The sequence below is a fragment of the Pseudonocardia sp. EV170527-09 genome (assembly GCF_008369905.1).
Lineage (GTDB): Bacteria > Actinomycetota > Actinomycetes > Mycobacteriales > Pseudonocardiaceae > Pseudonocardia.
Genome location: NZ_VRMC01000024.1, coordinates 41,694 through 67,596, shown reverse-complemented (window position 1 = coordinate 67,596; position 25,903 = coordinate 41,694). Strand labels below are relative to the sequence as shown.

Genomic DNA, 25,903 nt, shown 5'->3' with positions numbered 1-25,903 from the left:
ATGACGATCGACCCCCGCTCGGGCTTGAGCAGCCCGATCAGCGACTTCAGGAACACCGACTTGCCCGTACCCGACGGGCCCAGCAGCACCGACACCTCACCCGCGGGCAGAGTCAGTGTCACGTCCGACCAGATGTTGGCCGGACCGAAGGACTTCGTCAGCCCTTCGACCTTCACCTCGACGCCCGTCATCTCGTGGCCTCTCGACTCGCAGTTCGCGTACTAGAAGTTTCGCAGGTCCGACACCAGCCAGCGCCCGTCGACGAACTCGACGATCACCTCGGCACGGCCGACGGTGGTCCGCTTGTCGTCGGACCCGCGGCTGGCGTCCTGGGTCAGGTAGAGCAGGGTGGTGACCCGGTCGGGCTGGGCGTCGACGACACCGGCGCGGGTCACCGTCGTGCGGGTACCGACCCCGCGGTCCAGCGCCGGGCCCACGACCGAGTCGAGGACGGTGCCGAACTGGCGGCCGAAGTCCCCGGTGACGAGCCCGCGGGCCCGTGCGAGGTCGGCGTCCCGGGAGGCGGGCTGGTAGCTGAGGACCTGCTCGGTGAGGGTCCGGGCGGCGGCGAGCCCGTCGGTCCTGGCCTGCTCGATCTGCTGGGCCGGGCGGACGACGACCAGGTGGACCACGACCGCCGCCACGGCGACGACCACGGCGAGCACGCCTGCCGTCGTCGTCACGGCGCGCCGGCCGGGGAGCGGGACCCTCACGGTGCGACCTCCACGGTCGAGACCTTCCACGAGCCCTCCTGGTGGGCGAGCGTCAGCAGCATCCGGAAGTCCCGCTTCGCACCGTCGGGGATCTCGGAGTTGCGGACGGTGGTGCTCGCGCTGACCAGCACGACGGCGGTGTCGTCGTCGGCCCGCTCGATCCCGACGGCGTCGATGCGGCCCTCGGTCGACACCTTCCCCTCCACCAGGATCTTCCCGAACACCTCGGAGAAGCGGCCGAGCTCGGTGCGGAACGGCTCCGCGGCGACGGCGAGCAGGTCCTCGCTGCGCTGGCGGGCGTTGTCGCCGCCGATGCTGATGAAGTCGTTCACGACACGGGTCGACACGTCGGTGATCTCCCGCCGGTCGGCCTCGGCGCGGCTGGTGGACGCCCAGCCCAGCCCGACGAGGACCGCACCGGTGAGGGCCAGCAGGAGCAGCAGGACGGCTGCCGCCGGGAGCAGGAAGCCCCGCCGCCCTGTGTCGGACGCCGTGGGGGCGGTCCCGGCGCCCTCGGACCCCGTGTCTGACTCCGTGTCGGACTCCGTAGGGCTGGAGGGCGTGCCGGGGCCGTCGGCCCCGTCCGTGGAGGCGGCGTCGGCGGGTGCGGTCTCACCGGGCGGTGCCGGTGCAGGCTCACCGTCGGTCCGGTCCGCGGCGGGTCCCTCCGTGGTGTCGGGCCCCGCCGCGGACCCGGTGGCCACCTCGGTGCGGTCCGTCCGCTCGCCCGCCGTCACGCCTGGTCCAGACCGGCGATCAGCCATCGGCCGTCGACCTCGCGCATCGTCACGGTCGCCGCCACGGTGTCCACCCGCTCCCCCCGGTCGGTCGTCGTGCTCTGGTTGACGAAGGCGAGCACCTTCGCGTCGCCGCCCTCGGAACCGATCCACGCGGCCCCGACCACGCGGGCCAGCGTGCGTGCCTCCAGCCGCTCCGCGTTCGGGCGGACCGACTCGTCGAAGAGCCGCTCGTAGTCGTCGTGGAAGCTACCGGTCGTCGCCTCGTCGACGACCCTGGCGGCCGCGTCGAGCTTGTTGCCGTCGTAGGACAGCAGGGTCTGCAGCTGCGTCGTGGTCGCGGCCAGCACGTCGGCCCGGGTCTGCTCCTCGGCGCCGCCCGAGGCGAGCATCGCCCCGAGCACCCCCGCGACGACGGCCAGCACCGCCGCCACGGCGGTCGACCCGATGACCAGCATGCGCCGCCGGGACCGAGCCGGGCGGGCGGCGCCGCCGGTCGTGCCGCGGTCCTCGGTGTCCCCGGTGCCCACGCCGGTCCGGTCGTCGATCCGGTGGGATCCGCCGTTGTCGCCGACCGGCCTCACGGCACGAACTCCAGTCGGGAGACCAGCCATCGTCCGTCCTCCTCCTGCACGGTCAGTCGCATCCGGTACTGGCGGGGTTCACCGTGGGGAACCTGGGTGTTGCGCACCGTCGAGTTCGCGGACACGAGCACCACCGCCCGCCCCGGCCCGTGCTCGGCGACACCGGCCGCGACGACCGATCCGGTCGAGGTGACGTCGGCGTCCCGGATCGCGCCGACGAAGCCGGCGGACCGGCCCGCGAGCTGGCTCGCGAACTCCCCCGTCGACCCGGCGGTGAGTCGCGCGAGGGTGTCCTGCGCGGTCGCCGGGTCGATGGTGAGCAGGTCGGTCACCGTCTGACGGGCGGCCACCAGGGCCGGCTCGTCGTCCCCCGCCGCCGGTGCCAGCCGGACGGCCAGCACGGCCAGCAGCGCCACGACCACGACCAGTCCGGCGGGCAGCAGCGCTCCCGCGGGCAGGAGTCGGCGCCGGGACACGGTCGTGTCCTGCTCGATCGCGCCGACCGTGTCGACGGCGGCGACCTCGGGGACCTCGGGGACCTCGGCCGGGGCGCTCATCCGCCCGCTCCGGCCGGAGCGGTGGCGCCGAGCGGGTCCAGCACGATGCCCTGCCACCCGGTGTTCGACGACGGGACCTGGTTCCCGTCGACGATCGGGGTGGTGCTGCCCGGCGGCAGGAAGATCCCGTCCAGCGCGACGGCGTCGGAGGGCAGGTAGCCCTCCTCCCCCGGGGCGTAGGGCTGGTTCTCCTCCGGGTCGGTGTTCGGCCCGCTGCTGGGCAGCCTGTCCGAGCGCAGCAGGTTGTCCGCGGTGCTCGTGGTCTGCGTACCGGCGACCTCCATCTGGGTGTCGATCGCCGCCCTGCGCGCGGCCTCGGCCTCCTCGGGGCTCTGGAAGTTCAGGCCGCAGGACCGGGCGTCCGGGCCCCGACCGCCGGGGACCGGGGCTCCGGGCGGGCAGGCGTAGGCCTTGCCGCCGCGGGCCGCCTTGAGCGGGTCGGCCGTCCTTGCAGCGCACGTCGCTCGGCGGCCGGGCCGGCGAGCTGTCGTTCGGCGGACGCCGGTCGACGACGAAGCCCTCGGTGCACGGCGCGGGATCGTTGACCTGCGTCTGCAGGTTGATCTTGATCGTGCCCGGGACCGGCGAGCTGCTCAGCGTCCCGATCGACGCCTGCAGCATCGACGGCAGGATCGTCAGCGTCTGCTGCAGGTGCGGGACGTAGACCCGGGTCACCTCACCGACCGACGTCAGGTTCCCGAGCAGCTGCGGGAGCGGATCCCCGACCTGCTTCACGAAGCTCGCGACCTCGTCGAGGGCCGGCGGGAACACGCCGAGGGTCGACCGGAGCGAGCCGTCGGCCTCCGCGAGCCGGCCGGTGAACGACGCCAGGTTCGCCAGGTAGGTCCGGATGTCACCGGAGGTGGCGTTCTGGGTGTCCAGCACCGGAGCGGCGTCCTCGATCAACCGGACCGTCGGGTCCAGGTTGGCCTGGGCCTCGGTGGTGAGCAGGTCGAGCGAGTCGATCAGCCGCTGCAGGTCGTCGCCACTGCCGGCGAACGCCTTCCCGAGGTCGTCGACGGTGGCGTTGAGCTTCTGCCCCGGCACCGACGCGGCGAGCGCGTTGGCCTTCTCCAGCAGCTCGCCGGTCGTCGTCGGCAGCACCACCCGGTCGGCGGGGACGACCGCGCCGTCCTCGATGAAGGGGCCGGCGGTCGTGCGCGGCTCGAAGTTGACGTACTGCTCACCGACCGCGGAGACGCTGCGGACCTCCACCGCGGAGTCGACCGGGATCGGGTGGTCGTCGAGCACCTGGATGTCGGCCTCGACCCCGGTCGGGGTGAGCCGGACCTCGTCGACCTGGCCGATGGTGACGCCGCGCAGGGTCACCACGCCGTTGGTGTAGAGACCGGCGCCGGCCGGGAGCTCCAGGGTGACGGCGTTGCGCCCGATCCCGAGCATGCGGGGCACGTTCAGGTAGGTCACCGCCCCCCACCCGACGGCGATCGCGGCGATCACCGCGAACGCGACGAGCTTGCGGCCCGTGGTGGCGTTGATGCGTAGCGACGAGAGCCTCATCGGCCACCTCCGAACAGTCCACCGAGGAGCCCGCCCTGGCCGTCCTCGGTACCGTCGCCGGCCGGTGCCGGTGCCGGTGCCGGAGCCGCGCCCGGCAGGGGCAGTGCCCCCGGCGGCTGCTGCAGGACCTCCCCGAACGGCTCCAGCGGTGCGGTCAGCACGGGCGGAGCGCCCAGCGGCGGCACCGCCAGCACGCCGGGGCTGCCCGGCGCGGGGAGCTGGAACCCGTCGACGAGGTTGTGGCGCAGGGTCTCCGGTGTGAGGTCCAGTACCAGGTAGAGGTTGCCGTAGTCACCCCGGAAGATCCCCGGGAACGCCGTCGAGGCCGGGAACGGGTAGGTCGCCAGCAGCTCCACGCCGCGGGTCAGGTCGCTGCCCGCGTCGGCGAGGCGCTGCACGGCGGGGCGCACCTGGCGCAGGTTCGCCAGGAGGTCGTCCTGGGAGCGGTCGACCAGGGTGCCGGTGGCACGGTCGAGCCGCTGGACGTCCTCGAGCGTGCGCACCAGCTGGGCACGGTCGTCGTTGAGCACCTTCAGCGCGCCCGGCAGGGTGTCCAGCGCCGAGGCGATGGTCTGGTTGTCCGCGTTCAGCGTCGCGCTGAGCCGGTCGAGCGACTCCAGCGCGCGGACGATGTCGTCGCGCTGCGCGTCGAGCCCACCGACGAATCGCTCCAGGTTCCCGACCAGGCCGCGCAGGTCCTGCTGGCGGCCGTCGAAGACCTTGTTCAGCTCCGTGGTGATCGTCCGGACCTGCTGCAGCCCGCTGCCGTTCAGCACCACCGACAGCGCGCCGAGCAGCTCCTCGGTCTCCGGGTAGCGGCCGGTGTTCGCCAGCGGGATGACCGCCCCGTCGCCGAGGCTCCCCTCCGGAGCCGCGTTCGCGGGCGGGGCGAGCTCCAGGTACTCCGCGCCGAGCAGGGACTTCTGGGCGACCCGGGCCGTCGCGTTCGCCGGGAGCCGCACGTCGCGGTCCAGGCTCACGGTCAACCGGGCCTTCCAGTCCTCGACCTCGGTCCGGACGACGGAGCCGACCGGCACGTCGGCGACCATCACCTCGGCGTTGGGCACCAGGTTCGCGACCTGGGCCAGCTCCACCTGGACCTGGTAGGAACCGTCGCCGGTCCCGGGGCGCAGCGGCACCGGGAGCTCGCCGATGCTGGAGATCCCGCAGCCCGCCGCGCCCAGGGCGGCGACGAGCAGGGCCGCGGTCAGCCGGGCGGTACGCGGCGTCCGGCCGGTCATCGGTTCCCTCCGATCGGGAGCGGGGGCGTGGGCAGCACGGGCGCCGAGGGATCGCCGTACTGGATCGGGTTGGCCGCGACCGGCGGCGCGTCGATCCGCGCCAGGTCCAGCAGGGGGCCGAGGCCCGCGCGACAGGCGTAGGCGGCGGCCGGGTCGTCGGCACCGGCCGGGGCGACGGCGGCGGCGCTGTCACACACCACCGCGGCCGGGCTGCGCAGGTTGGTCACCGCGACGTTCGCGGTCACCGCTCCGGTCTTCTCGTCGATGAAGTTCGCGAAGTTCGACACCGCGAACGGCGCCTTCTGCAGCAGGTCGCCGAGCGCCTGCCGGTTCTGCGAGATGTTCGCGACGACGTCGTCGAGCTTGCGCAGGTCGGTGGTGAAGGCGTCCCGGTGGTCGGAGACGAACCGCTGCACCAGCGGCGCCGTGCGTTCGAGCCCCTGCAGCACCTGGGCCAGCGCCTCACGGTTGTCGGCGAGGATCCCCGAGGTGTCGGCGAGCTGGCTCTGGAACCGGGCGACCTGGGCGTCGGCGTCCTTCAGCGCGGTGACGAAGGTCTGCAGGTTGCGCACCGTCGCGAACAGGTCGCCGCGGCTATCGGACAGCGTGCTGGACGCCTCGGACAGCTTGCGGATCGTGTCGCGGATCAGCGGGCCCTGCCCCTGCAGGTTCGCCGAGGTCGTGTCGAGGAGCCGGTTGAGGGCGCCCTCGGTCTCGGCGGACTTCGGGGCGAGCGCCTGCGCGAGGCCGGCGACCTCGGTCTTGACCCGGTCGAACTCGACCGGGGAGACGGTGCGCTCACGCGGGATCTCGGCCCCGTCGGCGAGCTCGGGACCGCTCTCGTAGGGCGGGCCGACCTGCACGTAGCGGACACCGACCAGAGTGGGCGAGATGATCGCGGCGGTCGCGTCGGCGGGGAGCGTCACGTCGTCGTCGTAGCTCATGACGACCTTCACCGAGTCCGGGCCGGGCTCGACCGACTCGATCGAACCGACCTTGACCCCCAGCACGCGGACCTCGTCGCGCGGGTAGAGGTTCACGGTCTGGTCGAAGTACGCCGTGACGGTGCGGGTGCCGGAGCCGACCAGCGCCCACGCCGCGGCGGCCGCGACGACGAGCACCAGCACGACGACCAGCACACGGGTGCGGGAGAGGACCGTCATCGGTCGCCACCGCCTTCCGGGGCGGCCGGGGTACCACCGGGCAGGGCCGGGGACACCGGGGAGGCCTGGTCGAGCACCGACGGAAGGGTCTGGCGCGCCAGGTTGGTGGGGGGCAGGTTGGGCACCAGCGCGAAGAACCAGGGACCGCTGGAGATGGCCTCACCGAGGCTGCCCGCGTAGGTGTCGAGACCGGTGATCGCGGCCGCGAGGTTGCGGTCGTTGCGACGCAGCAGGTCGAGCACCTTCTCCAGCTCGGCCAGCGCCGGCCCGAGCTGGCGCTCGTTGTCGTGCACCAACCCGTCGAGCTGGTGCAGCACGCCGGTGATGTTCAGCAGCAGCGACCGGATCACCTCGCGCCGGGCGCGCAGCTCCTCCAGCAGCATGTTCCCGTCGGTCACGAGCGTGGTGATGTTGCCGCTGCGCTCGGCGAGGACCGCCGACACCGACGCGGTGTGGTCGAGCAGCTGGCGCAGCTCGGCGTCGCGGGAGGAGATCGTCTGAGACAGCCGGCCGAGCCCCTCCATCGCCGAGCGGAGCTCGGGGGGTGTGTCGGCGAAGGTGTCGGCCACCGTGGTGAGCGACTCCGCGACCCGGTTCACGTCGAGGTCGGCCGTCTTGCGGGTGACGGTGTCCAGCAGCTCCTGGACGTCGTACGGCGACGACGTCCGGTCCAGCGGGATCACCGAGCCCTCGGCCAGCCGGCCGGTGCCGGCCGGGCGGACCTCCAGGAACTTGGCGCCGAGCACGGTCGCGGTCTTGATCGACGCACCGGTGGCGTCACCGAGGGTGCTGCCGTCGAACACGGTGAAGTCGGCCCGGACGGCACGGCCGACCAGCTCGACGTCGTCGATCTTGCCGACGACGACGCCCGCGAGTCGGACCTCGTCGCCGGTCTTCAGACCGGCGGCCTCGCTGAACAGCGCCGAGTAGGACCCGGACGTCAGCTGGCGGGACAGGTAGCCGGAGTTCAGTGCCGTCACGGTCGCGAGCAGCGCGACCACCACGGCGACTGCTCCGACCTTCAGGAGGTTCAGCTCCTGGAAGCGGCGGTTCAGAACTGGCATCGAGCCTCCTGGCTCGCGATGGTGTCGGTCATGATCGGCGGGCCGACTCCGGGGTCGAGCCGGATCTGCACGCCGCAGAGGTAGAACTGGAAGCCCTGCTGGTAGATGCCGGCGCGACCGAGGATCTGGTAGTAGCCGGGGATCTGGGAGAACAGGTAGTTGAGGCGCTCGCCGTCGGAGTTGACCACCCGGGAGAGCCGGTCGACCTCGTGCACCACCCCGCCGACGTCCGGACGGGCCTCGCGGAGCAGTCCCTCGACGTCCCCGGCGAGGGCGCTCGCCCGCTCCAGCGACTGCCCGATCGAGGTCCGGTCCTGCGCCAGCCCGCTGATCAGCTGCTGGAGCTGGACCACGGTGTCGGAGAGGCGGTCACGGCGCTGGTCGACGGTGCCGAGGACCCCGTTGAGGTTGGTGACGACCTGACCGATGACCTGGTCGCGGTCGGCCAGCGCACCGGTGAGGCTGCCGATCTGGCCCAGCAGGGCGTCGATCGAGCCCCCCTGCCCCTGCAGGACGGTGATGAGCGACTCGGCGAGCTGGTTGACCTGGGCGGGCTCCAGCCCCTGGAACAGCGGGGTGAAGCCGTTGTAAAGCTCGTCGAGGTCGAGCGCGGGATGGGTCTGGGTGACCGGGAGCGTCCCGCCGTCGGCGAGGACGCCGGTCGGTTGCGGGCCGCGCACGATCTCCAGGTAGCGCTGCCCGAGCAGGTTCTTGTACCGGACGATGCCCTCGGAGCCGGTCTGCACCGGCACGTCGGAGCGCATGCTGAACGAGATCCGGGCCAGGTTGTCGGCCCCGACCTCGACGGACTCGACGCGGCCGACGGTGATGCCGGCGACGCGCACGTCGTCCTTCTCCTTGAGCCCCGACGCGTCGGCGAACTCCGCGGAGTAGCGGGCCGACTCGCCGAAGCGGACCGAGCCGTAGGCGACGACGACCGTCGCCGCGCAGACCGCGGCCACGACGACGAACACCAGGACCCGCAGGAACTCGGCGCGGTGCCTCATCGGCCGCCCTCCTCTTCCGGCGCGGGGGCGGGGGCCCCGACGGCCTGACCGGACTGCCGCGGCGCGGACGGCGCCTGACCGAGACGCTCGGCGATCGTCGGCCCGAGATCGACGCCGCCGACCAGCGTGGCCAGCGGGTCGCGGACCTCGATGCCGGCGTCGCGGGTGTCCAGGCGCGGCGAGCCGTCGTCGAAGTAGGTGTGCCGGGGGATCTCACCGGGGCGCGGGATGCCCGGTCCGCAGTTGGGCTGGTCGACGCCGAGCTTCGGCGCGTTCTGCGAGGTGTAGCCGTCCTCACCGGGCTGGAACGTGGTGAGCGAGCGCAGGCCCGGCTGGGCGCCGCCGAAGCTGGGCTCCAGCAGGGCCCGCAGGTGGTTCAGGCTGGCCGCGGTGCAGGGCAGCACCGGGGCGTAGCGCTCGAGCACCGCGGTGGTCGGGCGCAGGGTCTTCAGCGTGCGGTCGAGGCTGTCGGTGTTGGCCTCCAGCACCCCGGACACGTCGGTGGAGAACATCGACAGCGACGCCAGCGTCGCGTCGATGCCGGCCTGCTCGTCGACGACGGTACCCGCGGTCGTGGTCGCGTTGCGCAGCAGCGCGAGCAGGTCGGGGCTGGCGTCGGCGTAGGTGTCGAGCACCGGCGCCGCGGCCTGCAGGTCGCGCTGCAGCGCCGGCAGGCTCGGGTTGATGCGCTCCAGGTAGTCGTTGAACCGCACCAGGCTGGCGCCGAGCTTGTCACCCCGGCCGTTGAGGGAGGTCGACAGCGCGCCCAGCGCCGTGTTGACCTTCGCCGGGTCCACGGTGGTGAGCAGCCGGTTCAGGTTGTCGAAGACGATGTTCGCCTCGGTCTGCACCGACGACGCCGGGACGACGGCTCCGGCCTCGATCGTGCGGGGCTCCGGGGCGGGCGGCGGGACGAGGTCGACGAACTTCGGCCCGAACACCGTCGGCGAGATGATCCGGGCGGTGACGTTCGCCGGGATCATGTCGATCGTCGCGGGGTCCAGGGCCACCTGCACCAGCGCACCGCCGTTGCCGTCCGGCCGCACGTCCGACACCCGGCCGACGCGCACGTCGCGCATCGACACGTCGGCGTCGGGGAGCATGAGCAGCCCGGCCCGGTCGGTCTGCACGGTGGCGGACACGCCGGGGTCGAACACGTGCAGGTAGCTCGCCACGACGAGCACCGCACCGAGCAGCAGCACGCCGACGGCGGCGAGCCCGGTCATCTCGTGTCGCACGGGTCCCCCGCTCATCGCGACAGGTGGAGGGTCTCGGGGTCCGCGTAGAGCAGGACGGCGGTGACCAGGGCGGTGACCATCACGGCGATCAGCGACAGGCGCACGGCGCGACCGACCGCAGCGCCGACGCCGGCCGGACCGCCGCTCGCGGTGAAGCCGTAGAAGGCGTGGATGGACATCACGACGAAGGCGATCAGGGTGACCTGCAGCATCGAGGTGAGCACGTCGGTCGGGATCAGGAAGGTCGCGAAGTAGTGGTTGTAGGTACCGACCGACTGCCCGTAGCCGAGCACGACGATGAGCTGCGTCGTCGCGAAGCAGGCGATCAGGGCCAGTGCGTACAGCGGGATGATGGCGATCGTCCCGGCCAGGATCCGGGTGGTGACCAGGAACGGCACCGACGGCACCGCCATGACCTCGATGGCGTCGATCTCCTCGCTGATGCGTTGGGCGCCGATCTCGGCGGTGAACGCCGCCCCGATCGTCGACACCAGCGCGACCCCGCCGATCAGCGGGGCGGCGAGCCGGATGTTGATGTAGCTCGCCAGGAAGCCGGTGAGGGCGTCGGTGCCGACCGCGTTGAGGGCCTCGTAGCCCTGCAGGCCGACGACGGCGCCCGCGCTGGCGGTCAGGATCGCGACGACCACGACGCTGCCGCCGATCAGGACCAGCGCGCCGGTGCCGAAGCTGATGCTGGTGAGCTGACGCAGCACCTCACCGAGGTAGCGGCGCAGCACGATCGGGATGCCGGCGTAGGCCTTGACGTAGAAGTCGACCTGTACCCCGACGGCCCGCAGCCCCGACCGGGGTCGCTCGACCATCCGCCCGAGGGCGGAGTGCTCGGATGTGTCCACGACGTCGTCCTCAGATCCGTGCCAGCTTGAGCTGGATGTCGATGGCGGTGAGCAGGGCGTTGATGATGAAGAGCAGGACGAAGGAGATGACGACGGTCTCGGTGACCGCCTGTCCGACGCCCTTCGACCCGCCCTCGGCGTTGAGGCCGCGGTAGGCGGCGACGAGCCCGGCGAGGGTCCCGAACAGGACCGCCTTGAACGAGCTCACGGCGAAGTCGCCCTCGTCGGTCAGCAGGGTCAGCGTCGCGAGGAACTGGCCGGCCGAGGCGCCCTGCAGGCCGACCGACACGAGGTAGGCGACGACCTCACCGACGACGGTGATGATCGCGCTGAGGCAGACCGCGACCAGCGCGGAGGCGAGTACCCGGGGCAGCACCAGGCGGTGCAGCGGGTCGATGCCCATGACCTTCATCGCGTCGATCTCGTCGCGGATCTTGCGGGCGCCGAGGTCGGCGGCGATGGCCGTCGCGCCCGCGCCCGCGGTGACCAGCACCGCGGCGATGGGGCCGATCTGGCGCAGCACGGCGAGACCGGTCACGGCGCCCGCGACGTCCAGCGCGCCGATCTCGGCGAGCAGCTGGTTGATCAGCAGGATCACGACGCCGACGAACGGGATCGTCACCATGATCGCGGGCGCGAGCGAGACCGAGGTGATGAAGCGGGTCTGGGCGAGGAACTCGCCGAACGGGAACGGACGCTTCACGACGGTCCGCGCCACGTCCAGGACGAAGGCGGTGAAGCTGCCGACGGTGCGCACCGCTCCGTCGAGGGTCGGCACCCGGGAGCCGCTCACCGGTCGACACCGGCCTCGGTGCTCCCGGCCGTGACGACCGGGACCGCGGTGAGTGGACTCTTCATCGAGTGGCCTCCGTCATCGGCCCTGCCTAGCATCCATTTTCTAAACGAGGATCAGAAACGGAGGTTACGGGGGCCGAGGTCTTTTTCCGCTCCGCCCGTGGCCCCACCCGACCGAGTGACACGGGAGAACACGGCACACTCGGCGGTGAGCGGCGTCACTCCACCGACGAGCGGTCGCATCCGGCCCGATTCCGCATCTGACGTGCAGGAACGGGCCGCCTGACCGGTCGGCGCCCGACTGTGGACCGAGCCCGGCCAGCGCCGTGACACGGCAGCGGCGCCGGACCGGGACGGAGCCGGTCCCGCACGTCGCGGTCACTGACGACGGGAGCATTCGCCGCGTCGACGAGCCCGTCTGCCTAGCAACGATTTACTTGAAATGGCTCCGGAACCCGGTGCAGGAGGCGACGAGCTCGCCCTCAGGCCAGGGCGACGATGCCCGCGAGCACCGCGCACGCGGCGACGCAGTAGAGCTCGAACAGCAGCCGCAGCACGACCGGGGCGTCACGCAGCTCCATGAAGTACAGACCGACCAGGCGCACCTTGAACAACGCCAGGACCAGCACCACGACCGACGCCACGGTGCCCGACGCCGGGCCGGTCCCGAGGACCCAGGACACGGTCGTGACGGCCACCAGCACCAGCCACACCACGGCGACCCGGTCCCGCCAGGCCGGCGTGCTCGACACGATCGACGACACGGGTCACCTCACCAGGTAGAGCAGCGGGAACAGCACGATCCAGAGCAGGTCGACCATGTGCCAGAAGCACGCGGCGCCCTCGATCAGCGGCAGCCGGCCGGGGAGCCGGTCCGGGCGCCGGCAGGCCGCGGTCATCAGCACCAGCGCCACCAGCCCGGCGAGCACGTGCAGCCAGTGCAGCCCGGTCAGCACGAAGAAGTACATGAAGAACTCGTGGGTGTTCGGGGTGATCCCCGCGCCGAACTTCGCGCCCCATTCGAACGCCTTGATCACCGAGAAGGTCACCCCGCAGGCGATCGCCCCGCCCAGCAGCACCGTGGCCCGGCGGGCGGCACCCATCCGCACCGCCTGCACCGCCCGCACCACGAGCAGCGAGCTGAGCAGCAGCACCAGTGTGTTCACCACACCCGGCACCGGGTCCAGCCGGGCCTGGGCCGCGTCGAACCCGGCCGGGTCGCCGCCGCGGACCACGAGGTAGGTGGCGAAGAAGACGGCGAACACGGTCATGTCGCCGAGCACCAGGATCCACAGTCCCGGCTCGCCGGGCACGTGCCGCCCTCGATCCGCGATCGGCGCCGCCGCCGGGGACGGCGACGCGCTGGTCTCGGTCATGCCCACTCCTTCGTGGCCGGTCCGGACCGGGTCGGACCACGCCCGTTGACAGCAGGGGGCGCGCGTGGTCTCTTCCGGTTAACCTACATTAGATTATGCCCGGACGACGGTCCGGCCATCCCACGGAAGGGGGCCGGATCGTCATGGACGACGACCGCGGTCTACGGATCCTCGGCTGGGCCGGACCACTCTCGATCCTGCTGGTGCTCATCGGCTGGCTGAGCGCCGGGTTCTTCCCGCCGCCACCGCCGTCGCTGGCCGGCGAGGAGCTGCTGCGGTTCTGGGGCACCGACACCACGCTCAAGCAGCTGTCGATGGTGATCTGCGTCTGGGGCGGGGTGCTCTACGCCCCCGCGTCGCTCGCGGTCTTCGTGGCGCTGCGGCGCAGCGGTGACCTCGCGCTGAACCTCGGGCAGGCCTGCATCGGCGTGCTCGGCACGGTGTTCTTCTCGCTGAACTTCGCGCTGCTCTCGCTGGTGCCCTACCGGCTCGAGAACGGCGACAGCGGCTACTCCCAGCTGCTGCACGACGTCGGGTTCACGATGACGTTCATGCCGGTCGCGCCGTTCACGATCCAGTACCTGCTGATCGCCGCGATCATCCTGCGGGACCGTTCGGGGCGGCTGCCCTACCCGCGCTGGGTGGCCTACGTGAACATCTGGGTGGCGCTGCTGCTGATCCCGGCCAGCTTCATCCCGCTGTTCCACTCCGGCCCGCTCGCCTGGAACGGCATGTTCAGCTTCTGGGTCCCGGTCGCGGTGTTCGTGGGCTGGTTCGTGGTGATGTTCCCGCCGCTGGTGGCCGGGCGCAGGTCGACCAACCCCGCACCGAGCGCCACCTCCCCGTCCTGAGGCGTCCCGACCGGATCGAGGAGAGACGATGCGACGCGAGCTCTACACCGACGACCACGAGCAGTACCGCGCCACCGTGCGCGCGTTCCTCGCCCGCGAGGTCGAGCCGCACTACCTGGACTGGGAGCGCGCGGGCGGGATCGACCCGGCGGTGTTCCGCACCGCCGCCGAGGCCGGCGTCTACGCGCTCGCCGTGCCCGAGGAGTTCGGCGGCGCGGGTGAGACCGACTACCGCTACCGGATGGTGGTGAACGAGGAGGTCGCCCGGGTCGGCGCGACCTCGTTCGGCATGACGCTGGGCCTGCAGGACGACCTGGTGCTGTCCTACCTGCTCGACCTCGCCACCGACGAGCAGAAGAAGCGCTGGCTGGAGCCGTTCAGCCGCGGCGAGCTGCTCGGGGCGCTCGCGATGACCGAGCCGGGGACCGGGAGCGACCTGCAGGGCATCCGCACCTCGGCCCGCCGCGACGGCGACGACGGGTGCTCGACGGCTCGAAGACCTTCATCTCCAGCGCGCTGTCGGCGGACCTCGTGATCGTCGCCGCCCGCACCGACCCCGAGGCGGGCTCGCGCGGGTTCAGCCTGTTCGTCGTCGAGCGGGACATGCTCGGTTTCCGGCGCGGGCGCCGTCTGGAGAAGGTCGGCCTGCACGGCCAGGACACCGGCGAGCTGTTCTTCGACGCCGTGCGCCTGCCCGCGGACAACCTCATCGGCACCGAGGGCCACGGCCTCATGCACCTGATGAGCCATCTGCCGCACGAGCGGCTGGGCCTGATCGCCTCGGCCGTCACCGCCGCGCGCGCGGTCTACGAGCACACCGCGCGCTACTGCTTCGAGCGCCACGCCTTCGGCACGGCCATCGGCGACTTCCAGAACTCGCGGTTCGTCCTCGCCGAGATGGAGACCGAGCTCGAGGTCGCCGAGGCGTGGGTGGACCGCGCCGTGCTCGCGTTTCAACCGGGGCGAGCTGACCCCGGTCGAGGCGGCGAAGGGCAAGTGGTACCTGACGGAGTTGCAGAAGCGCATCACCGACCGCTGCGTCCAGCTGCACGGCGGCTACGGCTTCATGCTCGAGTACCCGGTCGCGCGGGCCTACGCCGACGGTCGCATCCAGACGATCTACGGCGGCACGACCGAGATCATGAAGGAGATCATCGGGCGGGACATCGCCTCCCGGTACCGCTCCTGAGCAGGGGACGCCGGCACGCGGACGCCCGCGTGCCGGCGACACGGCCGGGGCAGGTGTCCGGCTGGTGACCCCCGGTCCGCCTATCCTGGTCCGGTGGCCCGCAGGACGAACGCGGTGGCGCCCGCCGCCACCGACGACACCGACGCGACCGACACCAAGTCGGCTCGCACCCGTGCCCGCCTGCTGGACGCCGCGGCGCGGGTCCTGAGCGAGAAGGGCTTCGCGGGGACCCGGCTGTCCGACATCGCGAAGGCCGCGCAGATCCAGGCGCCGGCGATCTACTACTACTACCCGTCCCGTGAGGACCTGATCGAGGACGTCGTCGCGACGGGCGCGATCTCGCTGCGCGACCACCTGTCCCAGGTCCTCGAGGCACTCCCGCGGGACACCCCACCCGCCGAGCGGATCGCCGCGGCGGTGGAGGCGCAGCTCCGGCACGAACTGCAGCTGTCCGACTACGCCCGGGCGGTCGTCCGCAACGCCAACCAGCTGCCCGAGCACCTGTCGGCCCGTGCCCGCGTGCACATCGGGGAGTTCCACGACATCTGGCGCGGACTGGTCGAGGACCTGCGGGCCGCCGGGCAGCTGCGGCACGACGTGGAACCGTCCATCGGCCGCATGCTCGTCATAGGCTCGCTGAACTGGACGGTCGAGTGGTGGGAGCCGCAGCGGGGCGACATCGACCGGACGATCACGGTCGCCCAGTCGATGGTGCTGCACGCGCTGCGGCCGTGACCTCCCTCCCGGTGCCACGACGCGGGACGCCACGGCACCGGGGGGCACGCGGTCAGGCGTAGCGCTTCTTCAGCTCGCCCTTGACCAGCTTGCCGGTCTCGGTGCGGGGCAGGTCGTCGACGAAGCGGACCTCGCGCGGAGCCTTGTAGCCCGCGATGCGCGACTTCACGAAGTCGATGATCTCCTGGCCGAGCTCGGGCCCGGTCGCGACGCCGGCCCGCGGCTGGACGAACGCGGTGACCCGCTCCCCCATCTCCGGGTCCGGCAGGCCGATGACGGCGACGTCGTGCACGGCGGGGTGCAGCGCCAGGACGTTCTCGGTCTCCTGCGGGTAGATGTTGACCCCGCCGGAGATGATCATGAAGGACTTGCGGTCGGTGAGGTACAGGAAGCCGTCCTCGTCGAGGTGGCCGATGTCGCCCAGCGTCGTCCACGTCTCGTGCTCGGGGTGCTGCGCGGCCCGGGTCTTCTCCGGGTCGTTGTGGTACTCGAACGGCACGATGTCGCGCTCGACGTAGACCGCGCCGGTCTCTCCGACCGGCAGCTCGGTGCCGTCGTCGTCGCAGATGTGCAGCACGCCCAGGATCGGGCGGCCGACGGTGCCGGGCTTGGTCTGCCAGGTGGCGCTGTCGGTCATGGTGAGACCGTTGCCCTCGGTCGCGCCGTAGTACTCGACCAGGATCGGGCCCCACCAGTCGATCATCGCCTGCTTGACCTCGACCGGGCACGGGGCGGCGGCGTGCACCGCGACCCGCAGCGACGAGATGTCGGCCGCGTCGCGCTGCTCCTGCGGGAGCTGCAGCATCCGGACGAACATCGTCGGCACGAACTGGGCGTGGGTCACCCGGTGGGTGCCGATCGCCTCCAGCGCCCCGACGGCGTCGAAGCGGCGCATCATGACCACGGTGCCGCCGTGCGCGTGCACGGCGCCGCACCAGCGCAGCGGCGCGGCGTGGTAGATCGGGGCCGGGGTGAGGTAGACCGTCTCCGGGCCGACGCCGAAGGCCTTGCTGATCAGGCCGACCAGCGGGTCGCCCATCTCGGTGAACTGGACGGGCGGCAGCGGCGGCCGCACCCCCTTCGGCCGGCCGGTCGTGCCCGAGGAGTAGAGCATCGGGGCGCCGTGCGGCTGGTCGTCGGGCGCGACGTCGGAGGCGGCGGCCAGGGCGGCCTCGTAGGAGGAGAAGCCGTCCACGACGCCGTCGTAGGACAGCCGCAGGCCGGGCGAGACACCGGTGGCGAGCACCGCCTTCGCGACGTCGGCCTTGCCCGCGGAGACGATCAGCGCCGACGCCCCGGAGTCCTCGACGATGTAGCCGACCTCCTCGGCGACGAGGTTGTGGTTGATCGCGGTGATGTAGAGCCCGGAGCGCATCGCGGCCCAGTAGACCTCGAAGACACGCAGGTTGTTCTCGCTCAGGAGCGCGACGACGTCACCGCGACGCAGGCCGGCCTCGCGCAGCACGTTCGCGAGCCGGACCGAGCGGTCCTCCAGCTCGGCATAGGTCACCCGCTCCCCCGTCCCCGCGAGGAGCGCGGCGATCTTGTCCGGGTGCTGGGCGGCATGGGCGCCGGGGTGGGTCACGGGTCCTCCACGTCGGTGTGGTCGTCGGCGACGACAGAATTTAATGTCGATAAAATAGGGCGGAAAGCTCCCCACCGGCAACGGTCGGGCGGCCTCGGGTCTTCTACAGTCGACCCGACCGGAGAAGGGGTGGGACGTGGCCGCACCGCAGTCGCAGCCGGGACCGCGGCGACGGATGAGGGCCGCCGAGCGGCGCGACCAGCTGGCACGCACCGCCGCGGCACGGTTCCACCTGGTCGGCTACCACCAGGTCTCCCTCGGCGACGTCGCCGCCGACGTGGGGCTGACCGGGCCTGCGGTCTACCGGCACTTCCCCAACAAGCAGGCCCTGCTCGCCGCCGGGATCGCGGCCGGGCTCGACGAGGTCGCCGCGGCCCTGGACCGGCACCTCGACAGCCCGCTGGAGGAGCTGGTCACCGCGCTGACCCGCGTCGCACTGGACCGTCCCGACCTGTGGACGCTGCTGCAACGGGAGGTCCGCTTCCTCTCCCCGCAGGCCCGCGAGGAGATCCGCGACCGGCTGCGCGGACGGCTCGAGCTGCTGTCGCGCCGGCTGCGGCGCGAGCGTCCCGAGCTCACCGAGCGCGCGGCGGGGGTGCTCGTGACCGGCGCGCTCGGCGTGCTGGCCACCCCGTCGGTCACCCACATCGGGCTGGACGACGAGCGGGTCCGCACCGTCCTGGCCGCGGCGGCGCTGGCCTGCCTGCGGTCCGATCCGCCGGCCGGGCCCGCGGCCGGGCCGGACGGCCCGGTCGCACCGGAGGACGGGCCGTCGTCGCGGCCGCGGGAGATCGTGGACCGCGCGGTCGCGCTGTTCCACGAGCGCGGCTACGTCGGGGTGAGCCTGGACGAGATCGGCGCTGCCGTCGGCATGGCCGGGCCCAGCCTGCTGCACCACTTCGCCGGCAAGGCCGACATCCTCACCGCGGCGTTCGACCTCGGCTCGGAACGGCTGCGGGCCGAGCAGGCCGCGCGACGGGCCAGGCCGGGGTCGGTCGACCTGCCCGGGCTGATCGACCGCTACGTCGGCTTCTGCCTGGCCAACCGGGCGTTGCTCGGGGTCTACGTCAGCGAGTTCAACCACCTCACCGACGACGCACGGCGCCGGACCGCGGACGCCATCCGGACCGAGCTCCGCGACTGGACGCGGTCGCTGCTCGCGTACTTCCTCGACCTCGACGAGCCGACCGCGCGGCTGCGCGTGCGGGCCGCGCTGTCGCTGATCGGCGACCTGACCCGGCTCACCTCCACGCGGGACCGGCCGGCGGAGCGGGCGGAGGTCACGGCGGCCGCGCTGGCCGTGCTCCGCTCCGGCGACTGACCGGCCCCGCGTGCCGGTCAGGCGGGGGTGAACACGCACCGCTGCCGACGCACGCCGTTGATGAACGTGCTGACCAGGCGCTCCGGCTCACCGACCGCCCGGATGTCGGGCAGCTGGGTGTACAGCTCGTGGAAGATCCACCGCAGCTGCATCTTCGCCAGGTGCGAGCCGAGGCAGAAGTGCGGCCCTCCGCCCCCGAAGGCGACGTGCGGGTTCGGCGTGCGGGACAGGTCGAACTCCTCCGGCCGGTCGAGGACCGACTCGTCGCGGTTGCCCGAGCTGTAGAACATCGTGACCTTGTCGCCGGGCTCGATCACGACGCCGTTCAGCTCGAACCTCTCCAGCGCGGTCCGCCGGAAGCTCATGACCGGGCTGGCCCAGCGGACGAACTCGTCCACGGCGGTGCCGATGCGGGCCTCGTAGTCGGCGAACAGCCACTCGCGCTGCTCCGGGTGGTCGGTCAGCGCGCGCAGCGTGTGGGTGGTGGTCTGCTTGGTCGTGTCGTTCCCGGCCACGCAGAGCAGCACGAAGAACGACCGGATCTCCTCGTCGGTGAGCCGCTCCCCGTCGACCTCGGCCGCGGCCAGCGCGGAGATCAGGTCGTTCTCCGGCTGCTCGCGACGCGCGTCGATCACGTCCTGGCAGGCACCGTGCAGGACGACGATGCCGTTGAGCATCTTCGTCGCCGCGTCGTCGCCGCCGTCCCCGTCGTCGCCCCAGGCGACCATCGACTCGGCCGCGTCGGCGACCTCCTCGCGACGGTCGGGCGGGATCCCGATCATCTCCGAGATCGTCCACATCGGGAGCCGGGCGGACACCGAGGAGACGAACTCGGCCTCACCGCGGTCGCGGATCGCGCCGACGATCTCCCGGGCCTGCCGGGCGATCTGCTGCTCGATCAGCATCACCCGCTTCGGCGTGAACACCGAGCTGACCAGCTTGCGGACGTCGCGGTGACGCGGGTCGTCCATGGTCAGGATGGAGGAGGCCATCTCCAGCACCTCCTCCGGGAAGTCCTCGGCGAGGACCCCGCCCACGGAGGAGGAGAAGATCTCGGCGCGGCGGCTGACGGTGGCGATGTCCTCGGCCCGCACGACGGCCCAGTAGCCGGGCGAGCCGTCGTCGCCGTCCATCAGCGGGCTGTACAGGGGGCGCTGCCAGGACACCGGCTCCTCGGCGCGCAGCCGGCCGAAGGTCTTCTCGCGCTCGACGGGGTCCAGACGCCAGAACTCCCGGGAGGAGACGTCGAGCGCGGAGAACGGGCGCGATGCGGTGAGGGATCCGGTGATCGCGATCAGCTCGCGACGAGGTCGGAACGACCGCGCTCGGCCAGCATCGCGGTGTAGCGCGGGTAGAGGGCCTTCGCGATCGGGGAGAGCTTGAGCAGCTGCGCCGCCGAACCACCCACCGTGATCTTCCCGCGGGCCATCGCCAGCGGCAGGCTGACCTTGCCCTGCCAGTACTGGTTGGCGGTGTCGGCGGCCATCGACAGGGTCGCGTCGGAGTCCGCCGCGGCGGCCTCGGCCCCGGTGGTGATCTGCCTGGTCGCGAAGTCGACCCGCACGGTGGTGTCGGGGTCGGTGTAGTCCATGCGCAGGCTCATGCCGGTCGCGGCGAGCTTCGGCCCGATCGTCTCGTCCTCCATCGCCTCGGCGAAGATCCCGCCGAGGAACTTGTGGACCTCGTCCGCGGAACGGAAACCACCCATGACGTCTCCTTTGACATGTCGGTGCCGATCGACGGCCGGGTTCCCGCCCCCGGCCACGGCCTAGCAGAAGTTAACATAGAGACCTCTATGCCGGAAGCCGTCGACGGCTGCGATGATGCGGTGGTGCCGTCCCGGCACCGATCCGACCGGCCCCGACCAGCCCTGACCCGACCCGGAGGGACCGACCGTGCCGCAGTACGTCGGACGCGAGGACTACTACGCGGCCGCGATCGCGATCCTGTCCGGATCGGGGGCCCACGAGCTGACGATGACCGCCCTGCACCGCGGGCTCGGCGTCTCCAGCGGATCGTTCTACAACTGGTTCCGCAACTGGCCCGACTTCGTCGAGCGGTTCCTGGAGCACTGGTGCGGGGCGACCGAGGCGATCGCCCGCGAGGCGGCCGGACCGCACGACCCGCACGAGCGGCTGGAGCTGCTGCGCCGGCTCTCGCGCACCGTCCCGCACGACGCGGAGGCGGCGATCCGGGTGTGGGCCACGACCGACCCGGCCGTCGCGGAGGCACAGCGCGCGGTCGACGCACGACGGCTCGAGGTGATCCGACGGGCGGTCGCCGCCGCGGGTGCACCCGACGCCGACGAGCTCGCCGAGCTGTGCCTGTCCGCGGTGGTCGGCGCCCAGCTGCGGCACCGCCCCGTGGACGTCGAGGGCCTGGACCGAGTGCTCGCCCGCTTCATCGCGCTGGTGGAGGCGCATTCCGGCCGGCCGGACTGAGCGTCGCGACCGCCCCGGGAACGGCGGGGTCGGCGCGCGAGCCGACCATCGCGTGCACGCAGACCCGGCCCGTCGCGTCGCGTCCCCGGACCTCCACCAGCCCGGAGGTCCGGCCCCGGTGCAGAACCGTGGCCGTCAGGCGCACCCGGCCCCGGCCGGGCCGCAGGAACGCGAGCTGCATGCGGTTCACCGCGTGCGGGGCCGATCCGGTCAGGCGGGTCGCGGCCAGCTCCTCCGCACAGGCCCAGACCCCGCCGTGAACGGTGTCGTTCTGGTTGGTCCACCCCGTCGCGTCGAGCTCCAGCACCGCCTCGTCCGGTGCGGCCCCCACCTCGGTGAGGTCGGTGAGCAGCTCGCCGATCCCGCCCTGCCCCGGCCGGGCGCCGACCGCGGGACCCGCGGCGAGCGGGGTCGTGCCGGGTGCGGGGACGTCCGCGGTCCAGGCCGACGCCACCGCGACGAGCCGGCCGCCCGGGTCGCGCACGGAGGCGGTGACGTGGTCGCGGAGCACCTCGCCCGCGGTGCGCGCGGCCCGGGCGTGCAGCCGGTCCCCCGGCCACGGCGGCGGGACGAGCACGTCGAGCGACAGCGCCGTGGTCACCGGCTGGAACCCCGGCGCCTGCGGCCGGTTGGCGACCTCGCCCAGGACATGGTCCGCCAGCACCGCCAGCGGCCCCGTCCACGTCCGCCCCGCGCCGTCCGACCAACCCCCGGTGAGCGCGGAGCACCGCCTCTCACCAGGTACGACGGTGCACCCGAGCACGCCGAGGCGCTGCTCGGGCGTGCCAGCCGTGTCGAGACTGCAGGACTGCTCGCCGGTCATCGTGACCTCTCCCTCGTTGCCGTATAAGTTAATCGTGGCTAGGCTACGACGGCGAGGTCCGCGCCGGAGCGGGCCGTCATCGAGGAGGAGCCGCCGTGCCCGCGCCCCTGACCGAGACGTTCCTGCGCGACTTCAGCACGCGGTGGCTGGCGGCCTGGAACTCCCACGACACCGAGCAGGTGCTCGCGCTGCTGCACCCCGACGTCCGGTGGGAGGACACCGTCTTCTGGACCGGGGTGATCGAGGGCCGCGAGGGCGTGCGCGCCTACGTGGAGCGGATCTGGGAGGTCATGCCCGACGTCGCGTTCGACGACGTGCAGACCTTCACCTCCCCCGGCGACGGCCGCGCGCTGTGCCTGTTCCGCCAGTACGGCCACGGCCCGGCGAAGCTCGCCCCCGACGCCACCTTCAGCACCTACGGCTGCGACATCTTCCTGGGGTTCGCCGACGGACTGCTGTCGTCCTACCTGGCGCAGTACGAGATCACCGAGATGATGCGCCAGCTCGGCGTGCTGCCCGCCCGCGAGGGCCGGATCGGCGGCGCCTACCTGCTGTCACTGCTGCACCGCAGCCCGGCGAACGCCGGCTGACACGCCCGCCCGTCCCCCCGCACCACCCGAGACCGAGGAGTCACCATGGCCGACGACGAGGCCGTCCGCATCACCGTCGCCGACGGCGTCGGCACGATCACCTTCAACCGGATGCACCGCCGCAACGCGCTCAGCCTGGAGCTGTTCGAGGCGCTCGGCGACCAGCTCGACGCCTGGCGGAGCGACGACGAGGTCGCCGCGGTCGTGCTCACCGGCGGTGAGGAGGCGTTCTCCGCGGGCCTCGATCTCGACCTGCAGTCGGCGTTCACCGAGGACTCCCGCGAGCTCTACTCGGACATGTGCCTGCGGGTCTACGGCGCCCTGCTCGACTACGGCAAGCCCACCATCGCTGCGTGCGCCGGTCCGACCCTGGGCGGCGGCTGCGACATCGCGGTGTTCTGCGACATCCGGATCGGGGCGGAGAACGCCGTGTTCGGGTTCCCGCAGATCAAGTTCGGGCTCACCCCGTACTTCTCGCCGCTGTGGAAGATCGTGGGACTCAGTCAGGCCAAGCTCCTGACCTTCTCCGGCGACCGGATCGACGCCGCGGAGGCGCTGCGCATCGGCCTGGTCGACCGGCTCGTGCCGACCGGCGGCGTCGTCGAGGCCGCGACCGCGCTGGGCCGGTCGATCGCGGAGACCACCACGAAGTCAGCGAAGATCAACAAGGAGCTGGCGCTGCGCTCCCCGGCGATGGACCCGATCAGCGCGCTGTCCTTCGAGACCTCCGCCTACCGCGAGGTCATCCGCCACCCCGACGTGCTGGAGCGGATCAACGAGGCGTTCAGCCGGATCCGCACGCGCTGAGCGTCCGTTCGGCGCAGTGGGTAGTGACGGCTCACTAGATAGTGTGGCCGCCTTGGCCCGATCGAGTCCGAGGAGCACGTCGATGACGACTGCCGCCCCGTCCGTGTCCGCACCGTCCGTGACCGCCGGGGGGACCGACCCGGCGCGCGCGTACCGGTACGCCGGCTACCGCGCGTCGGGCCTGTGGACGCCGACGTCACTGGCCGACCTCGTGCCGGAGGCCGCGGCCCGCCACCCCGAGCGCGAGCTGTTCTCCTTCGAGGGCACCCGGGTCACCTACGGCGCCTTCGAGCGCTGGACCCGGGCGGTGGCCCAGGACCTGGTGCGCCGCGGGGTCCGCCCCGGCGACCGGGTCCTGGTCCAGCTGCCGAACCGGCTGGAGGCGCTGGCCGTGCAGGTCGCGGCGTTCCGGGCGGGCGCGGTGGACGTGCCGGTGATCCCGATCTACCGGGAGCACGAGATGCGTCAGATCGTCGCGGACTGCCGGCCCGCGGCGGTCTGCACGGTCGACGCCCTCGGCGACCGCGACCCGTCCGCCGAGCTCGACGCGCTGTGCGACGAGGCCGGTGTCACCCCGGCGGTGCGCTACCTCGTCGGGGACGAGCGCTCCGGCTGGACCGCCGTCCCGGGGCCGGAGGCCGCGGACGACACCGCGCTGCCGGCGTCCGCCGACCCCGCGGAGCCCGCGCTGCTGCTCTACACCTCCGGGACGACCGCCGCGCCGAAGGGCGCGCTGCTGTCGCACCGGGCGGTCGTCGCGCACCTGGTCAACTTCCGCGACGCGCTCGGCGCCGGGGAGGACACCGTCACCCTGGCCGCGACACCGCTGTCGCACCTCGGCGGGTTCGTCGCCGCCGTCGTGTTCCCCGCGTTCCTGGGCGGGCGCTCGGTGGTGATGGCGGGCTGGCGGCCCGACGACGCCGTCGAGCTGATCGAGGCCGAGCGGGTCACCCTCATGATGGGGGCCACGGTGTTCGTGACCGACCTCGTCGAGCGCTACCGGGACCGTCCGGAGGGCCACCGCCTCGACACCTACGCCTGTGCCGGGGCGGCCATCGCGCCCGAGGTCGTCGACCGTGCCGCGGAGGTGGGCGTGCGGGTGGTGCGCGCCTACGGCATGACCGAGACCGCCGGGGTGCTCGCGATCGCGGCGGCCTCGGACTCCCTGGAGCGCCGCCGTGCCTGGGACGGCAGGCTGCTGCGCGGCATGGAGATGACCGTCGTCGACGACGACGGCGCGCTCGTCCCGCCCGGCACCGTGGGCCGGCTGCGGATCCGCGGGCCGCAGCTGCTCGACCGCTACACCGACCCGGTCGTCACCGCCGAGCAGATCGACGCCGACGGCTGGTTCCTCCCCGGCGACGTCGGCCGCGTCGACGACGAGGGCTGGGTCCAGATCGCCGGACGCACCAAGGACATCGTCAACCGCGGCGGCGAGAAGTTCTCCACGATGGACATCGAGCTCGCGGTCGCCTCCGCCCCGGGCGTGCGGCGGGTCGCGGTCACCGCGGTGCCCGACGAGCGCCTCGGCGAGGCCGTCGGCGCCTGGGTGGTCCTCGACGACGACGCCCGCGCCGCCGGCGTCGCCCCGTTGCTGGAGCACCTGGCCGCCCAGAAGCTCGCCCGCGCGAAGACACCCGTCGAGTGGCACCTCGTCGCCGAGATCCCGGCCACCGCCAGCGGGAAGATCCAGAAGCACGCGCTCGCCGGGCTCACCGACCTCGAGCTGTGGCACGCCCACCGGCCGGCCCGGGCGTGACCGCGGTGTTCGAGGACGGGACCGTCGCGCTGGTCACCGGCGCCGGACGCGGGCTGGGCGCGGAGTACGCGACCGCACTGGCCGCGGCCGGGGCGACGGTCGCCGTGCACGCCCGCACCGCGCGGGCCGCGGGTGCCGTCGCCGACCGGATCCGGGACACGGGCGGGCGCGCGCACCCGGTCGTCGGGGACGCGCGCGACGGCCGTGCCCTGGTCGGGGACTGCGTCGCGGCGCTCGGCCGGCTCGACGTGCTCGTGGTCAACGCGGGCGGGCTGCGCGACCGCGGGGTGTCCCGGCTGACCGACGACGACTTCGACGAGGTCGTCGACGTGCACCTGCGCGGCAGCTGGACCGCCTGCTCGGCGGCCTGGCCGCACCTGCGCGAACGCGGCGGCGCCGTCGTGCTCACCACCTCCGGCGCGGGGCTGCACGGCAACCCCGGCCAGGCCGCCTACGCCGCGGCGAAGGCCGGGGTGGTCGGGCTCGCCCGCACCCTGGCCGCGGAGGGCTCGCGGCACGGGATCCGGGTCAACGCCGTCGCACCGATGGCGCTGACCTCCATGACCGCCGAGGTGTTCCGCGACCGACCGGCGCAGGCACTGCGGGCGGCCGACGTGGCCCCGGTCGTCGTTGCGCTCGCGCTGCCCTCCTGCCCGCTGACCGGCGAGGTCGTCGAGACCGGCGGCGGCTGGGCCTCGGTGCTGCGCTGGGAGCGCTCCGAGGGGGTGCGTTTCACCCGCCCCGACGGGCCGCCACCGGCCGTCGCCGACGTCGCCGCGCACTGGGGCGGGATCACCGACCTGGTGGGCCGCCCGTCCGACCGTCCGACCACGACCGCGGACTCGCTCGCCGCCGCGTGCGATCCGTTCCGCGGGACGACCGCGCTGCGCGCCGGCTCCGAGTCCTGCCACTGATCCCCCACCCCCACCCCCACCCCCACCCCGAGAGGAACCCC

26 protein-coding genes and 1 pseudogene are annotated in these 25,903 nt (G+C 72.7%); 9 read left to right on the top strand and 18 right to left on the bottom strand.

Annotated elements, in window-relative coordinates:
* The 14 genes from FVA95_RS10110 to FVA95_RS10045 form a co-directional block, all read right to left on the bottom strand.
* A partial coding sequence (locus tag FVA95_RS10110) for an ATP-binding cassette domain-containing protein (RefSeq protein ID WP_149663973.1) occupies positions 1–191 on the bottom strand: 191 nt, incomplete at its 3' end.
* Positions 192–221: 30 nt separating this feature from the next.
* Positions 222–713, bottom strand: a complete 492-nt coding sequence (locus FVA95_RS10105) for a hypothetical protein (protein ID WP_149663972.1) — start codon at positions 711–713, stop codon at positions 222–224.
* Positions 710–1,450 (bottom strand): hypothetical protein, encoded by a 741-nt coding sequence (locus tag FVA95_RS10100; protein WP_149663971.1) that lies wholly within the window; start codon positions 1,448–1,450, stop codon positions 710–712. Before FVA95_RS10100 ends, FVA95_RS10105 begins: the two co-directional genes overlap by 4 nt.
* Positions 1,447–2,034, bottom strand: coding sequence for a hypothetical protein (locus FVA95_RS10095; RefSeq protein ID WP_149663970.1), 588 nt, complete (start codon positions 2,032–2,034; stop codon positions 1,447–1,449). The genes FVA95_RS10100 and FVA95_RS10095 overlap by 4 nt, the downstream gene beginning before the upstream one ends.
* Positions 2,031–4,109 carry an MCE family protein gene (locus tag FVA95_RS10090; protein ID WP_149663969.1) on the bottom strand — a complete coding sequence of 693 codons (2,079 nt, stop codon included), beginning with the start codon at positions 4,107–4,109 and terminating at the stop codon, positions 2,031–2,033. Before FVA95_RS10090 ends, FVA95_RS10095 begins: the two co-directional genes overlap by 4 nt.
* On the bottom strand, positions 4,106–5,350 hold the full coding sequence (locus FVA95_RS10085) for an MCE family protein (RefSeq protein ID WP_149663968.1): 1,245 nt from the start codon (positions 5,348–5,350) through the stop codon (positions 4,106–4,108). Before FVA95_RS10085 ends, FVA95_RS10090 begins: the two co-directional genes overlap by 4 nt.
* The gene (locus FVA95_RS10080) at positions 5,347–6,513 is read right to left on the bottom strand and encodes an MCE family protein (protein ID WP_149663967.1); all 1,167 of its coding nucleotides are present in this window, start codon (positions 6,511–6,513) and stop codon (positions 5,347–5,349) included. The genes FVA95_RS10085 and FVA95_RS10080 overlap by 4 nt, the downstream gene beginning before the upstream one ends.
* The gene (locus FVA95_RS10075; RefSeq protein WP_149663966.1) at positions 6,510–7,577 is read right to left on the bottom strand and encodes an MCE family protein; all 1,068 of its coding nucleotides are present in this window, start codon (positions 7,575–7,577) and stop codon (positions 6,510–6,512) included. The genes FVA95_RS10080 and FVA95_RS10075 overlap by 4 nt, the downstream gene beginning before the upstream one ends.
* A complete protein-coding gene (locus FVA95_RS10070; protein WP_149663965.1) occupies positions 7,565–8,584 on the bottom strand; it encodes an MCE family protein in 1,020 nt (339 codons plus the stop codon). The genes FVA95_RS10075 and FVA95_RS10070 overlap by 13 nt, the downstream gene beginning before the upstream one ends.
* Positions 8,581–9,822: an MCE family protein gene (locus tag FVA95_RS10065; protein WP_161992254.1), complete on the bottom strand. Its 1,242-nt coding sequence runs from the start codon at positions 9,820–9,822 to the stop codon at positions 8,581–8,583. Before FVA95_RS10065 ends, FVA95_RS10070 begins: the two co-directional genes overlap by 4 nt.
* 11 nt (positions 9,823–9,833) lie before the next feature.
* Complete coding sequence (locus tag FVA95_RS10060) at positions 9,834–10,676, bottom strand: ABC transporter permease (protein ID WP_020628033.1); 843 nt, start codon at positions 10,674–10,676, stop codon at positions 9,834–9,836.
* A gap of 10 nt (positions 10,677–10,686) precedes the next feature.
* A complete protein-coding gene (locus FVA95_RS10055; protein ID WP_198932213.1) occupies positions 10,687–11,469 on the bottom strand; it encodes an ABC transporter permease in 783 nt (260 codons plus the stop codon).
* Between the two features lie 484 nt (positions 11,470–11,953).
* Complete coding sequence (locus FVA95_RS10050; protein WP_240051389.1) at positions 11,954–12,235, bottom strand: cytochrome C oxidase subunit IV family protein; 282 nt, start codon at positions 12,233–12,235, stop codon at positions 11,954–11,956.
* Positions 12,236–12,238: 3 nt separating this feature from the next.
* Entirely contained in the window at positions 12,239–12,847 is a 609-nt protein-coding gene (locus FVA95_RS10045; RefSeq protein ID WP_149663963.1) for a cytochrome c oxidase subunit 3, read from the bottom strand.
* Between the two features lie 143 nt (positions 12,848–12,990).
* Between FVA95_RS10045 and FVA95_RS10040 the strand changes: the two genes are divergently transcribed.
* From FVA95_RS10040 to FVA95_RS10030, 3 genes and pseudogenes are all read left to right on the top strand, one after another.
* Positions 12,991–13,698, top strand: coding sequence for a hypothetical protein (locus tag FVA95_RS10040; protein ID WP_193564330.1), 708 nt, complete (start codon positions 12,991–12,993; stop codon positions 13,696–13,698).
* A gap of 28 nt (positions 13,699–13,726) precedes the next feature.
* Positions 13,727–14,887, top strand: a pseudogene (locus FVA95_RS10035) (acyl-CoA dehydrogenase family protein).
* 93 nt (positions 14,888–14,980) lie between these two features.
* Positions 14,981–15,622, top strand: a complete 642-nt coding sequence (locus FVA95_RS10030; RefSeq protein ID WP_149663962.1) for a TetR/AcrR family transcriptional regulator — start codon at positions 14,981–14,983, stop codon at positions 15,620–15,622.
* Positions 15,623–15,674: 52 nt separating this feature from the next.
* On the opposite strand, the gene FVA95_RS10025 is transcribed toward FVA95_RS10030, so the two are convergent.
* Entirely contained in the window at positions 15,675–17,207 is a 1,533-nt protein-coding gene (locus tag FVA95_RS10025) for an acyl-CoA synthetase (protein WP_149663961.1), read from the bottom strand.
* Positions 17,208–17,343: 136 nt separating this feature from the next.
* On the opposite strand from FVA95_RS10025, the gene FVA95_RS10020 reads away from it, so the two are divergent.
* Entirely contained in the window at positions 17,344–18,528 is a 1,185-nt protein-coding gene (locus tag FVA95_RS10020) for a TetR/AcrR family transcriptional regulator (RefSeq protein ID WP_149663960.1), read from the top strand.
* Positions 18,529–18,545: 17 nt separating this feature from the next.
* On the opposite strand, the gene FVA95_RS10015 is transcribed toward FVA95_RS10020, so the two are convergent.
* Together FVA95_RS10015 and FVA95_RS10010 are read right to left on the bottom strand one after the other, a co-directional pair.
* Positions 18,546–19,694: a cytochrome P450 gene (locus tag FVA95_RS10015; RefSeq protein WP_240051388.1), complete on the bottom strand. Its 1,149-nt coding sequence runs from the start codon at positions 19,692–19,694 to the stop codon at positions 18,546–18,548.
* A gap of 128 nt (positions 19,695–19,822) precedes the next feature.
* Positions 19,823–20,236 (bottom strand): SCP2 sterol-binding domain-containing protein, encoded by a 414-nt coding sequence (locus tag FVA95_RS10010; RefSeq protein WP_149663958.1) that lies wholly within the window; start codon positions 20,234–20,236, stop codon positions 19,823–19,825.
* 187 nt (positions 20,237–20,423) lie between these two features.
* On the opposite strand from FVA95_RS10010, the gene FVA95_RS10005 reads away from it, so the two are divergent.
* Positions 20,424–20,969, top strand: a complete 546-nt coding sequence (locus FVA95_RS10005) for a TetR/AcrR family transcriptional regulator (RefSeq protein ID WP_149663957.1) — start codon at positions 20,424–20,426, stop codon at positions 20,967–20,969.
* Here the strand turns inward: FVA95_RS10005 and FVA95_RS10000 are convergent.
* Entirely contained in the window at positions 20,929–21,792 is an 864-nt protein-coding gene (locus tag FVA95_RS10000) for a PaaI family thioesterase (RefSeq protein WP_149663956.1), read from the bottom strand. The two genes, FVA95_RS10005 and FVA95_RS10000, sit on opposite strands and share 41 nt — an antisense overlap.
* 95 nt (positions 21,793–21,887) lie before the next feature.
* Between FVA95_RS10000 and FVA95_RS09995 the strand changes: the two genes are divergently transcribed.
* From FVA95_RS09995 to FVA95_RS09980, 4 genes are all read left to right on the top strand, one after another.
* Positions 21,888–22,382 (top strand): nuclear transport factor 2 family protein, encoded by a 495-nt coding sequence (locus FVA95_RS09995; RefSeq protein WP_149663955.1) that lies wholly within the window; start codon positions 21,888–21,890, stop codon positions 22,380–22,382.
* 45 nt (positions 22,383–22,427) lie between these two features.
* On the top strand, positions 22,428–23,189 hold the full coding sequence (locus FVA95_RS09990; RefSeq protein ID WP_149663954.1) for an enoyl-CoA hydratase/isomerase family protein: 762 nt from the start codon (positions 22,428–22,430) through the stop codon (positions 23,187–23,189).
* A gap of 82 nt (positions 23,190–23,271) precedes the next feature.
* Positions 23,272–24,948, top strand: coding sequence for a class I adenylate-forming enzyme family protein (locus FVA95_RS09985; RefSeq protein WP_149663953.1), 1,677 nt, complete (start codon positions 23,272–23,274; stop codon positions 24,946–24,948).
* Positions 24,918–25,862: an SDR family NAD(P)-dependent oxidoreductase gene (locus FVA95_RS09980; protein ID WP_161992253.1), complete on the top strand. Its 945-nt coding sequence runs from the start codon at positions 24,918–24,920 to the stop codon at positions 25,860–25,862. The genes FVA95_RS09985 and FVA95_RS09980 overlap by 31 nt, the downstream gene beginning before the upstream one ends.
* Positions 25,863–25,903 lie beyond the last annotated feature (41 nt).

Bases quoted from the DNA above. Each gene is read 5' to 3' on its own strand.
- FVA95_RS10090 (WP_149663969.1), bottom strand. From the start codon at position 4,109: ATGAGGCTCTCGTCGCTACGCATCAACGCCACCACGGGCCGCAAGCTC.
- FVA95_RS09985 (WP_149663953.1), top strand. From the start codon at position 23,272: ATGACGACTGCCGCCCCGTCCGTGTCCGCACCGTCCGTGACCGCCGGG.
- FVA95_RS10075 (WP_149663966.1), bottom strand. From the start codon at position 7,577: ATGCCAGTTCTGAACCGCCGCTTCCAGGAGCTGAACCTCCTGAAGGTC.
- FVA95_RS10085 (WP_149663968.1), bottom strand. From the start codon at position 5,350: ATGACCGGCCGGACGCCGCGTACCGCCCGGCTGACCGCGGCCCTGCTC.
- FVA95_RS10000 (WP_149663956.1), bottom strand. From the start codon at position 21,792: ATGACCGGCGAGCAGTCCTGCAGTCTCGACACGGCTGGCACGCCCGAG.
- FVA95_RS10010 (WP_149663958.1), bottom strand. From the start codon at position 20,236: ATGGGTGGTTTCCGTTCCGCGGACGAGGTCCACAAGTTCCTCGGCGGG.
- FVA95_RS09990 (WP_149663954.1), top strand. From the start codon at position 22,428: ATGGCCGACGACGAGGCCGTCCGCATCACCGTCGCCGACGGCGTCGGC.
- FVA95_RS10040 (WP_193564330.1), top strand. From the start codon at position 12,991: ATGGACGACGACCGCGGTCTACGGATCCTCGGCTGGGCCGGACCACTC.
- FVA95_RS10080 (WP_149663967.1), bottom strand. From the start codon at position 6,513: ATGACGGTCCTCTCCCGCACCCGTGTGCTGGTCGTCGTGCTGGTGCTC.
- FVA95_RS10070 (WP_149663965.1), bottom strand. From the start codon at position 8,584: ATGAGGCACCGCGCCGAGTTCCTGCGGGTCCTGGTGTTCGTCGTCGTG.
- FVA95_RS10045 (WP_149663963.1), bottom strand. From the start codon at position 12,847: ATGACCGAGACCAGCGCGTCGCCGTCCCCGGCGGCGGCGCCGATCGCG.